Source organism: Paraferrimonas sedimenticola (assembly GCF_002282855.1).
Taxonomy (GTDB): Bacteria; Pseudomonadota; Gammaproteobacteria; order Enterobacterales; family Shewanellaceae; genus Paraferrimonas; species Paraferrimonas sedimenticola.
The window spans coordinates 96890-108392 of record NZ_NRIR01000009.1 but is presented as its reverse complement, the minus strand read 5'-3'; the positions used below and the strand labels follow the sequence as shown (position 1 = coordinate 108392).

The 11503-nt window shown below is 50.1% G+C and carries 12 protein-coding genes; 6 read left to right on the top strand and 6 right to left on the bottom strand.

The window, feature by feature from the left end; genetic code table 11:
• Positions 1–29: 29 nt before the first annotated feature.
• Positions 30–1061, bottom strand: a complete 1032-nt coding sequence (gene hppD, locus CLC93_RS15290) for a 4-hydroxyphenylpyruvate dioxygenase (RefSeq protein ID WP_095506853.1) — start codon at positions 1059–1061, stop codon at positions 30–32.
• Positions 1062–1182: 121 nt separating this feature from the next.
• Here hppD and CLC93_RS15285 point away from each other — a divergent pair, with 121 nt between their 5' ends.
• On the top strand, positions 1183–2097 hold the full coding sequence (locus CLC93_RS15285) for a LysR family transcriptional regulator (RefSeq protein ID WP_095506852.1): 915 nt from the start codon (positions 1183–1185) through the stop codon (positions 2095–2097).
• Here CLC93_RS15285 and CLC93_RS15280 read toward each other — a convergent pair.
• From CLC93_RS15280 to CLC93_RS15265, 4 genes are read right to left on the bottom strand one after another with little or no spacing between them, the layout of a single operon-like run.
• Positions 2071–3378, bottom strand: coding sequence for an MFS transporter (locus CLC93_RS15280; RefSeq protein WP_095506851.1), 1308 nt, complete (start codon positions 3376–3378; stop codon positions 2071–2073). The genes CLC93_RS15285 and CLC93_RS15280 overlap by 27 nt on opposite strands.
• Entirely contained in the window at positions 3379–3849 is a 471-nt protein-coding gene (locus tag CLC93_RS15275; RefSeq protein ID WP_095506850.1) for an EVE domain-containing protein, read from the bottom strand.
• Between the two features lie 17 nt (positions 3850–3866).
• Positions 3867–4364 carry an acetolactate synthase small subunit gene (gene ilvN / locus CLC93_RS15270; protein ID WP_095506849.1) on the bottom strand — a complete coding sequence of 166 codons (498 nt, stop codon included), beginning with the start codon at positions 4362–4364 and terminating at the stop codon, positions 3867–3869.
• 1 nt (position 4365) lies between these two features.
• Positions 4366–6084, bottom strand: coding sequence for an acetolactate synthase 3 large subunit (locus tag CLC93_RS15265; protein ID WP_095506848.1), 1719 nt, complete (start codon positions 6082–6084; stop codon positions 4366–4368).
• A 376-nt stretch (positions 6085–6460) separates the two neighbouring features.
• On the opposite strand from CLC93_RS15265, the gene CLC93_RS15260 reads away from it, so the two are divergent.
• The 3 genes from CLC93_RS15260 (at position 6461) to CLC93_RS15250 (ending at position 8234) form a co-directional block, all read left to right on the top strand.
• On the top strand, positions 6461–6976 hold the full coding sequence (locus CLC93_RS15260) for a YbaK/EbsC family protein (RefSeq protein ID WP_095506847.1): 516 nt from the start codon (positions 6461–6463) through the stop codon (positions 6974–6976).
• Between the two features lie 102 nt (positions 6977–7078).
• The gene (locus tag CLC93_RS15255) at positions 7079–7912 is read left to right on the top strand and encodes a VOC family protein (RefSeq protein ID WP_095506846.1); all 834 of its coding nucleotides are present in this window, start codon (positions 7079–7081) and stop codon (positions 7910–7912) included.
• The gene (locus CLC93_RS15250) at positions 7899–8234 is read left to right on the top strand and encodes a hypothetical protein (protein WP_095506845.1); all 336 of its coding nucleotides are present in this window, start codon (positions 7899–7901) and stop codon (positions 8232–8234) included. The genes CLC93_RS15255 and CLC93_RS15250 overlap by 14 nt, the downstream gene beginning before the upstream one ends.
• A gap of 26 nt (positions 8235–8260) precedes the next feature.
• Here the strand turns inward: CLC93_RS15250 and CLC93_RS15245 are convergent, their stop codons facing one another.
• A complete protein-coding gene (locus tag CLC93_RS15245; RefSeq protein WP_095506844.1) occupies positions 8261–8878 on the bottom strand; it encodes a LysE family translocator in 618 nt (205 codons plus the stop codon).
• A gap of 274 nt (positions 8879–9152) precedes the next feature.
• Here CLC93_RS15245 and CLC93_RS15240 point away from each other — a divergent pair, with 274 nt between their 5' ends.
• Both CLC93_RS15240 and CLC93_RS15235 read left to right on the top strand, forming a co-directional pair.
• A complete protein-coding gene (locus CLC93_RS15240; RefSeq protein WP_095506843.1) occupies positions 9153–10535 on the top strand; it encodes a cytochrome C biosynthesis protein in 1383 nt (460 codons plus the stop codon).
• A 186-nt stretch (positions 10536–10721) separates the two neighbouring features.
• Positions 10722–11417, top strand: a complete 696-nt coding sequence (locus CLC93_RS15235) for an endonuclease/exonuclease/phosphatase family protein (RefSeq protein WP_095506842.1) — start codon at positions 10722–10724, stop codon at positions 11415–11417.
• Positions 11418–11503 lie beyond the last annotated feature (86 nt).

Here is an 11503-nt window from a genome sequence, read left to right as displayed (position 1 = left end):
ATCACAGCTATTTGACAAAAATCGAAAGGTTATAGGACGCCGCGTCGTTGTTGATCGAGTTCAATGCTCTCAAACAAGGCTTGGAAGTTTCCTTCGCCAAAGCCTAGATTGTTCTTGCGTTGAATGATCTCGATAAAAATCGGACCGAACAGGTTGCGGGTGAAAATTTGCAATAGGTAGCCGGACTCATCGCCATCTACCAGTACCTGGTGATGCTTGATGCGCTCGGGATCTTCGCTGACGCCTGGCACTCGATCAAACACTTCTTCGTAGTAGCTATCGATGATGTCTAAGGTCTTAATTGGCGTGCCTTCCATCGCATCCAGCGAATCTAGAATGTCACGACTGCGAAACGCTAGGTGCTGCACGCCTGGGCCCTTGTACTCATTGAGGTATTCGTCGATTTGGTTTTTATCGTCGTCCTTGCCTTCGTTAATAGGAATGCAGAAAGAACCGTCAGGTGAGCGCAGCGCGTAAGATTGCAGGCCAGTTTTCACACCATTAATGTCAAAGTAACGCACTTCGGTGAATCCAAAGATGTTCTTATAAAAGTCTGCCCACTGGCCCATGGTGCCTTTGTAAACATTGTTGGTCAGGTGGTCTACTTCCATAAAGCCTTTCTCAGGCACGACCTGCGGCTCAGCTAAAGGCGTAAAATCGCGCTCAAAGATATTGCTACCGGCTTCGATGAAGTAAATCAGGCTGTCACCAATGCCATAAATGGCTGGGTAGTTCATGTCGGTTTGACTTGGATCAGCCGCCTTGGCGCCGCGTTTCACCGCTTCGTCAAAGGCCGCTTGAGCGTTTTCTACTCGCCATCCCATCGAACAGATTGACGGTCCGTGAGAATTGGCAAACTCCTTCCCAAAACCTTCACTGGTGCGGTTGAGCACAAAGTGGATGTCGTTCTGGTTGTAGTAATAAATGGGTTTGTCAGCGTGCTTGTGAGTCATTGAAAAGCCAAAATCGACAAAGGTCTGGTGCATGAAGTCCAGATCTGGGCTGGCAAACTCGGTGAATTCTATGCCTAGTAGGCCGCAAGGGTTGGTAGCTGAAGCCATGGGGAAATGTCCTTTATTCATGTAAATATTTGATCTAGATCTAATTTAAGTGGAAAAATCAGCGAATTAAATTATAAAATTCAGCTTAACTCAATCTAAATATTCGATAAGGTTGGCTCGAATGAAATTGGATCTCGAAGCCTTTGAGGTGTTAAAGGTGTTGGTGGAGCAAGGCAGTTTTGCCAAAGCCGCCGAACAACTTCACAAAGCTCAGTCTGCAGTGAGTTATCAGATAAAGAAGCTCGAAAGCCAGCTTGGAATTGAGCTATTTGACCGTAGCCAGTATCGGGCGCAACTCACACCCGAGGGGCAGGCTGTGTTGGAAGAAGGCCAGCGTCTGCTGCAGCAAGCTCAGCACATCGAAGAAATGGCGCAGCGATTTGGTCAGGGCTGGGAAGCGAGCCTTTCAGTGATTATTGATGGTGCACTACCCAGCGCACCTGTAATGCGAGCGATTAAGACTCTAGCCGAGCGCCAGTTGACTACTCGAGTGCAATTGAAAATGGAGTTCTTAAGCGGTGTCAGCCGCCGCTTTGAGCGCGATAATGCCGACTTGATGTTGGCTTTAGACTATCAGGCCCATGCCGGTTATCAGGCCAGTGCGCTTCCGGAAATTACCAGTGTATTGGTGGCCAATCGTTCCCATCCTCTCTCCAGACAGGCCAACATTCGCCTGGCGGACTTACAACAGCATTTGGAACTGACCATTCTTGACTCTGCATTGGACGAGTCCAATCGCAATGACCCCTTGCTGTTTGACTCAGAGCGAGTGTTTTACCTATCCAGTTTCGACGATAAAAAGCAGGCCTTGTTAATGGGGCTTGGGTACGGCTGGATGCCCAAGTATTTGATTGAGGACGAACTGGTTCATGGCGAACTGGTGCAACTAGACTATCGACCGGGCAACAGCTATCGCTTTCGACCTATGCTGGTGCAAAATGCTAACCGTTCGCTGGGGCGAGCGGGGCAACTGCTCAAGGCCTTATTGGAGCAGGAGTTTGAGGCGGCGCTAGGCCAAGGTGACTTGTTGCAGTAGCAATAGCCGACGTTGACGCCAGGCCCACAGAATAACCAGCGCGTTGCCCAGGGCTAAAAGCAACATCAGCATGGCAATCGAACCGGCCATAAAGCCCAATACCAACATGGCAAACAGCGCCGAGCCGACCATGAACAAGGCATTGTAGAGGTTGTTGCATGCAATCATGCGGGCGCGCATGTGTTGCTCGCTATGGTGTTGCAGACACGCTTGTAGTGGCACCACAAAGGCGCCAGCGGCGAAGGCGAGCAAGGCCATGTCAGCCAGCAGATGCCAATGAGCGGCACTCAACTGGAACGAACTCCACGCGGCATCTTCTGTAATCGCTAAGGGTTCGATACTGGCACCAATTCTGGCGATATCAAGCAGCAAGATGCTCAGCGCAATGCCACAGGGCAGCATTAACCGAGTGGTGATTTCGCCCTTTAGAAGCTTGTTACACACCAAAGAGCCAATCGCCACGCCGGTGACAAAGGCTGCTAGCATGAAACTCACGAATTCGGGCATAGGCCCTATGTATTGCTGGCTCATCACGGGGATTTGAGTCAGGATGCTCGCACCGACGAACCAAAACCAGCTAATCGCGACAATGGACAAGCGGGTGATTCGAGAGTGGTTAATCAATGAGGCGCTGGCTTTCCAGCTGGCAAAGGGATTGAAGTTGATTTTTAAGCTAGGCGCCGATGCTGCTAGTCCGGGGATCGACAAACTGGCTAACCAACCCACAGTCGCGCAGCCTACTATACCCAAACTGACCCAATCCAGGCCCTCGTCTAAGCCAAACAAAATAGCGGCCAAAAGAGTGCCGAGCAAAATGGCGACAAAGGTACCCATTTCCACTAGCGCGTTGGCACCAAGCAGCATGGACTTGGGTAGCTGTTGCGGCAAAATCGAGAACTTAGCGGGTCCAAAAAAGGCGCTTTGGCAGCCCATTAAAAACAGAATCAGCAGTAGGCCGCTTAACCAGTTTTGTTGTAGTGCTATGACGGCTAACAGCATGAGCACCAATTCGGTGAACTTCAGCCAGCGGATCAGCCTTGGTTTTGGCACCTTGTCGGCCACTTGACCAGCCAGCGCCGAAAACAGCAAAAACGGCAGAATGAACAAACCAGCGGCCAGATTGTTGTACAGGGCAATTTGGGCTGGATCTCGTGCCAGCTCAAAGGCTATCAGCAACAACAAAGCATTTTTAAACAGGTTGTCGTTAAACGCCCCAAGGGATTGGGTAATGAAGTAAGGAAGAAACTCCCGCGCTTTTAGAAGCTTAAATTGACTAGCCACTTAGGCAGTTGCTCCAGCCATGGCACAGATGACCTGCCAATGCGCTTTCGAGACCGGCATGATAGACAAGCGGTTGCCGCGCTTAAGCAGCGCCATATCAGCCAATTCAGGGTTTGCCTTTAGCGCTTTTAGCGACACCAACTCGTCGAACTTGGACTCAAATTTAACATCCACCAGTTGCCACCTTGGGTTGTCTGGCGAGCTTTTGGGGTCGTGATATTTGTTGTCAGGGTCAAACTGTGTCGGGTCGGGGTAGGGCTCAGACGCCACTTGCATAATGCCCACAACGCCAGGTTGTGGGCAGGAGGAATGATAAAAAAAGACTCTATCGCCGACACGCATATCGTCGCGCATCATGTTGCGCGCTTGATAGTTGCGAATACCATCCCAAGGCTCGGTTTGCTCAGGACAGGCCATTAAGTCGTCGATGCTAAAGGCGTCTGGCTCAGATTTCATCAGCCAATAGTTCATAGAGTCCCCTGTGTCAGTTAGGCGCGCAGTGCGCGATCGCCGCGGCAAAGTCCCACAATACCGCTACGAGACACTTCGATGACCTCGCTAATCTTGGTTACCGACTGAATGAAGGCATCCAGTTTGCTCGAGCGACCCGCTAATTGAACAGTGTATACCTGAGTTCCGGCATCGACAATTTGGCCGCGGAAAATATCGCTAAGGCGTTGAATTTCATCGCGACTGGCCGGCGTATTGGCCTTCACTTTGATCAGCGCAATCTCGCGTTCTATATGGTCGGTCTCGGTGATATCCATCACCTTAAGGACGTCCACCAGCTTGTTCAGTTGCTTATCGATTTGCTCAAGCGCTTGCTCGTCTACCGAGGTGGTAATGGTCAAACGCGACAGGGTCGGATCTTCGGTGGCGCTTACGCTTAGCGACTCGATGTTATAGCCGCGCTGCGAGAACAGTCCCACCACCCGCGACAGGGCACCGGATTGGTTTTCCATCAGCAAAGAGACAATACGTTTCATATTAGGTGCGCTCCGTTTTGCTAAGCCACATGTCCTTCATGGCGCCGCCGCGGATCTGCATCGGATAAACGTGCTCGGCTTCGTCCACACTGATATCAATGAACACCAAGCGATTCTTGATGCTTAAGGCTTGTTTGAGTTTTTCTTCGAGTTCGTCGGGTCGTTGAATGGTCATGCCCACATGACCATAGGCTTCGGCGATTTTGGCGAAATCTGGTACTGAGTCCATGTAGCTGTGTGAGTGGCGGCCTTGATAAATCATGTCTTGCCACTGTTTCACCATGCCCAAGAAGCGGTTGTTAAGGTTCACAATCACCACAGGCGTGTCGTATTGCAGTGCGGTGGACAGCTCTTGAATATTCATCTGAATCGAGCCATCACCGGTCACGCAAACCACGGTTTCATCGGGGAACGCCATTTTCACGCCCATGGCGGCGGGTAGGCCAAAGCCCATGGTGCCCAGACCACCGCTGTTGATCCAACGGCGCGGCTTATCAAATGGGTAGTAAAGTGCGGCGAACATTTGGTGCTGGCCCACATCAGAGGTGACGTAAGCATCGCCATTGGTCAAGCGGGCTAAGGTTTCGATGACCGCTTGCGGCTTGATTCGATCGCCGGACTTGTCATAAGCCAAACTGTTGCGCTCGCGCCAGCGTGCAATCCGTTGCCACCATTGTTCAATGGCTTCTTCATCGATATTACCACCTTGCTCAACCAGTTGGGTCAACATAGCACCGAGCACTTTTTTGGCACATCCCACGATTGGAATGTCAGCGTTGACGGTTTTGGAAATCGACGATGGGTCGACGTCTATGTGCAATATTTTCGCGTCGGGACAGTATTTTTCCAGATTGTTGGTGGTGCGGTCGTCAAAGCGAACCCCGACCCCAAAAATCAAATCGGCATTGTGCATGGCCATGTTGGCCTCAAAGGTACCGTGCATACCCAGCATGCCTAAGTTTTGTTGGTGCGTGCCAGGGAACGCGCCCAAGCCCATCAGAGTATTGACCACAGGTAGTTTGAGGGCGGTGGCAAGTTTGAGCAGTTCTTGATCCGCCTCGGCCATAATTGCACCACCACCTATGTACAGCACCGGGCGCTTAGCCGCGAGCAAGGCGCTAAGTCCACGCTTAATTTGGCCTTTGTGGCCATTGGTGGTTGGACTATAAGAGCGCATATTAACTTGCTCAGGGTATTCGTATGGGTAGCGATTGGCCGGATTAAGCATGTCTTTGGGTAAGTCGACAACCACAGGACCTGGGCGACCGCTACTGGCCAGATAAAAGGCTTTTTTCAGTACCGAAGGAATTTCAGCTGTGTCTTGGACTAAGAAGCTGTGTTTTACCACAGGGCGGCTGATACCGACCATGTCGCATTCTTGGAAAGCATCGTTGCCAATTAAATTCGATGGAACTTGGCCTGAAAGCACCACTAGCGGAATCGAGTCCATGTACGCGGTGGCAATGCCGGTAATGGCGTTGGTGGCGCCAGGACCTGAGGTGACCAGCACCACGCCTACATCACCAGTGGCACGAGCATAGCCATCGGCCATGTGGACAGCGGCTTGTTCATGACGGACCAGAATATGATCAATTTCGCTTTTTTGGTGCATGGCATCATAGATGTCCAGCACAGAACCACCAGGATAACCAAACAGGGTTTTTACGCCCTCATCGATTAGGGAACGCACGACCATTTCCGCGCCAGACAATTGTTCCATAATGAATTCCTTTACCGCCATTTTTCGCCAATTTTTGGCGTTGTTTTAATGAAATTTTGGGCTAATTGTCATCATAAGCGAAATAGCGCAGAATTCGAGACAATTGTTAACACATTGAGTAGATTTTTAGGTGGGATCAAGCTTGGGTTCAGACTTGCTCAAAAATTCCCTTTGTAATCGACGAATTTGTAAACAATATTGGCCTGTCTGGTCGTAACAGCTTGGAAATATGACGTTTGTCATAGCTACTGTTTAGCTTAACCTGATATATTGTTCCTGCTGCGCTAATTTCTTCTGGACAAAGAAGTTGGAACTCGTAATGCAGCGGGGCCTCGTGTTTTGCACGAGGCCCTTTTACTTTTTGAGAGCGCTTACAATGACAACTCCCGAATCTCAGCGCCGTCAATTGACGAAATGGCTGAAATCGCACGGCATCGAGCTCGAGCTGATGCAGCATGCGCCTCTGGCTTCGAGCCGCTGCGCTGATGTGTTAGGGGTTGAGCGTCCCGGGGTACGTCTAAAGAATCTATTTTTGCGCGACAACTACGGCCGTCAACATTTCATACTCGTCATCCCTTATGACAAGCAGGTGGACCTCAAAGCGCTCTCCAAACAAATGCAGTTATCCCGTCTGGGTTTTGCCTCCAAAGAACGTCTGGCTCGCTATCTGGCTACCGAACCGGGCCATTTGTCCTTGTTAAACTGGTGGGCTGACAAGCAACACGCGGTAAAGCTCTGGCTAGATGAAAGCCTAGACCCACAGCAGATCTGGCAATGCCACCCGTTTGACAACCGATACACGGCCTTGGTCGACCCGCAGCAACGACTAGCCTTTTTTCGAGCACTTAAGCGTCAGCCTCAGGTCATTTCTGTTCCGAGTATCCGCGAATAAACCGGCGACACGTCAGCATAATCCCTCCCGCGAACTCCTTGATATTGGTCTAGGCTAGTAACTAGCCAAGCCAATTTTGTCAATAAGTTCAGAGGGTAATCAATGCTTAACTCAGTCAAGCGAGGGCTTAGCAGCCTGCTGTTTGCGTGTATCGTCATGGCCAGTAGCACAACGGCAAACGCCGAAACGCAGCCTTATTGGTTTGAACTGCTATCGAGTGATATGCGCAAAGACGCCAATTTTTACGGCCGCCTGTTTGAATGGGAAGTTGAGCCCATGGAAAAAGGCTACTGGCTGTTTAAGAAAGATGGCGAGACTATAGGTGCGGCAGCGCCACTGCCTCAAGAAGGCAATAACAAGACCTTATCTTTCTGGCTGATGGGCGTACCAGTGGATGATGTGGCTCGAGCCGGATTTGAAGCGAAATCTCAAGGTGCCAAAATACTGCAAGAGAAATCCAAACATCCTTTGTTGGGAGACGCGTCAATCATTACCGATCCTATGGGCACTCCTTTACTGGTGTTTGGCGGTCAAGCACCTGAGTCACAGGCGGGTGTGGATCGCTGGGGTTGGGTGGAGCTTTGGAGTAAGGAAGTCGATAAAGCCATCAAGTTTTACGCTTACTCGAAAGACGTCAATGTTCGCAGCTACAAGTTAAACGGCAAACCCTATGCGCGCATGGGTATCGATGGGCAGTTGCTCGGTGCCATCGCTGAAAACCCCATGGAGAAAAGTCCGGACTTATGGATGCCTTTTGTGCGAGTCGAGGACGTTAAATCCACGCTAGACCGGGCAGCACAACTGGGTGGCAAGGTGATGTACGCTCAAGTTGGGGACAAAGAATCTTATAAGGTAGGGCTGTTTGCATCGCCCTCTGGCGCAGCCATGCTGGTGTTTAGTGGCGAGTTGAAAGGAGAGAGCAATGAAAACAATTAAAGCGCTACAAGTGTTAGCCAGCATTGTTGTGATCAGTGCTTGTTCCTCGGGTTACAGCGGCTATGGTCCTGGCTATGTCAGCTCCTTTTACCGCACCGGCTTTTACTGGGATTACTACCACTGGGATTACTATTACGATTACATCTATGACTGGGACTACGACTACGATTTAGACCCTGACTATGAGGTTATTGGGCCTGAATACGATCCGGCCTGGGATATCGACCCGGCACCAGAGTTAATGCCAGCGGACAGCTATGATTCAAGTATGGATTATGGCGGTTTTGATGATGTCGACTTTGGTGGGTTTGAATACTACTAGGTCAACCAGTGGGCTGCAGCGCTGGGTTATCCCAGCGCCAACCAAACGCCCACACCAAGCATTAGAGTGCCCGCAATTCGGTTCATTAGACGGATGTTGCCACTTTGATTGAGGAAGTGGCGCAGGGTTTTACCACCGCTGGCATAGGCTAGCATGCAACCGAATTCAGTCATCATAATAATGCTCAGCAGCACCGCCATTTGAGGCACGAGAGGTTTGTCGGCGTTCAGAAATGGCGGTAGCAGAGCAATCATAAAGGCCCAGCCTTTAGGGTTGGCCACAGCGGTCACAAAACCTTGAGTGGCTAACACCATTCGACCAACATCTTGTTGGCCATCGGCCTGAATCGCCATTCGTCCGCGACTGCGCCACAACTGCACACCTAAGTAGGCCAGATACAATCCGCCAACCAATTTGAACAGAGCAAAGGCGTCGGGATAGCGCAGCATTACCGCTGCTAAACCAGCCACAGCCGCAATCGCCACCAAAGCAACCCCGGCCAGTTCACCTATCATCATCCACAGGGTGCGTCGCACACCGACACTCATGCCTAAAGTCAGGGCAAGCGTCATGCACATCCCAGGGGTGGCGGAGACGAATAAAAAGGTCGGGATGAATACCCAAAGTACTGCTGCATCTACCATTACGGAATTCTTAGGAGGAATAAAACGCGCTAGGTTACCGCTCAAAACGTGACTTGTCACTCGTTTCCTTGTATGAGCGTTTTTTTCCTCGGGATCCACTTATCGTTGCGCTCTATAGCTGCTGAAGTTTGTCGTTTTAGCGGCGTAGAATATAGCTTGAGCTGGTCGGATTTGTGATCCCCTCAGGGTTTTAACAATCGCTTTGCAACTTATGGTTCAAGCCACAGTCTGTTCAGTTGAATCTGCGTATTTAAGTAGGAAATTTTTGAATTTTATGAAGCAAAAACTGGTCGCATTCTTTCTCTTGGCCATCGCACTTGTCAGTGGCCCGGCATTGGCTTTGGATAACCCACAACAGGTCTGGTATCAAAACGATACTCAAGGACAAGTGGAAAAGGTAAATCTGTATTTCTTTTGGTCTGAAACCTGTCCCCACTGTCGCGAAGCGCATCCGTTTATCGACGAGATCCCTAACCAATTACCATGGGTCGAGCTCAAAGACTATTTGATCACCGAGCCTGGCACTCGTGAAAAGCTGATGAAAATCGGCGAGCTAACCGGTAATACACCGCGTTCTGTGCCTTATTTCGCTGTTTGCGGCGAAGCGATTGTTGGCTACAACAGTCATGAAGTCACTGGCGAGTACATAATCGATAGGCTGAAAGCTTGTTACCGAGGTCTTGGTGGAACGCCAGCTGAGTCCACCCCAATTGCTACTGACGCTATGGATGAGGCCTCATTGTTGGCTGGTACCTGTGACTCGGCAACCGACTCAGGCGGTGGCGATTGTGGCTTGGAGTTTGAGCCAGCACCAAGTGTACAACCGGTTGAGATTCCATTGATTGGCGCAGTACAGCCCGAGCGCATGTCACTGCCTGTGCTAACTCTAGTACTTGCAGGCGTTGATGCTTTCAACCCTTGTGCCTTCTTTGTCTTGCTCTTCTTGCTGAGCATCATGGTGAATGCTGGTAGCCGTCGCCGCATGTTGCTAGTGGGCGGTATTTTTGTGTTCTTCTCAGGCTTTATTTACTTTATCTTTATGACTGCTTGGTTGAACTTGTTCCAGCTGCTTGGCGGCGGAGACGGAGGGATTATCATTACCGGGGCCGGATTACTCGCGCTGGTGGCTGCGGTGATAAACATAAAAGACTTCTTCTGGGGCAAGGGCGACGTCAGTCTGTCGATGTCTGTGGAGAATCGAGGTGGGCTTATAAAACGGATGGGCAAGCTATCCAAGGCCAGCTCACTCGCCACCATGATTGCCGGGACAACCGTGCTGGCAATTCTGGCGAATGCCTATGAACTGCTGTGTACCGCTGGTTTCCCGATGATCTTCACCTCAGTATTATCCATGTCAGACTTGACCAGTACTGAGCGCTACATGTACTTGGTGGCTTACAACATTATTTACGTCATCCCGTTGGCGGCTATCGTGATTGTGTTTGCCGCGACTCTGGGCAAGCGCAAGCTAACCGAGAAAGAGGGCGAAGTGCTTAAGCTGATGTCGGGCATCATGATGCTGGGTCTAGGCTCCATGCTGGTGTTCAATCCAATGGCGCTGCAAAACGCGGTGTTCTCGATTGGTTTGATTCTGTGCAGCATTCTGCTGACCTTTGTGATTACCAAAGCAAAACGCGCTTACCTTGCTAGAAAGTAGGGATTCGCGAGAGTGACTGAACGGGGCCTTTATGGCCCCGTTTTTTTGCATTGCAAAGCGCTGCGGATAGCTCTAGCCTATTGAAATTATGGAACTTGTAGTGACATAAGTCGGTTTCGCTAGGATGCGCTCACTCATATCGAAACCATTCGCTTGCAAAGCTAAAAGATATCAGAGGGATGTGATATGCGAATAGTTACTCAAAACCTTTGGCATGGTGGTCGAAGCAGGGTAGAAGCTCTTTTGGAGTATCTCTATGACTTACACCCTGATGTTCTAGTTCTTACTGAGTTCCGAGCGGATACCAGAGCGGGCGACTCGATAACGACAAGTCTCAATCAGAGAAATTACTACACGGCTCACTCTGACGACAGCAAAACCAATGGAGTATTGATTGCCTCAAAAGCTCCGATTTCACTAGTTGAAAGCGGCTTTCAAAAGGTGATTGTGGATCTTGATGGGTATTATTTGCGAGTCTTCGGAGTCTATTTGCCTAATCAGCCGAGTAAAGAGAAAGATGACTATTGGCGCGATGTCATCAACTTTGCGTCCAACAATCTGCACCGCCGCACTCTGTTAGTGGGCGATTTTAATAGTTGTCTGCCAGTAGACTGTGAGAGTAAATCGAAGTTTTATGACCACGAAGTGCGTCGCTTGCTAGAAACCGGATTTATCGACCTTTGGCAAGAGCACCAAGGCCGGGGAAGTCGGCATACATGGTGGTATCGGGGTACTACTGGGTTTCGTTTAGATTATGTTTATGCGAGCCCGGCGATCAAGGGAACTGTCTCAATCGAGCATTTAGACTGTACGAGAGGAGAGCAAAAACTGTCCGATCACTCGACTCTTTTAGCGGATTTAGAAACAAAACCTAAGGTTTAATTGATGCTCACATCTGTTGAAAAAGGTAAAGGAATGACCGCCCACATTTTTGTTCGTGTGCTTGCTCTAACTGCATTGGGGTTTAC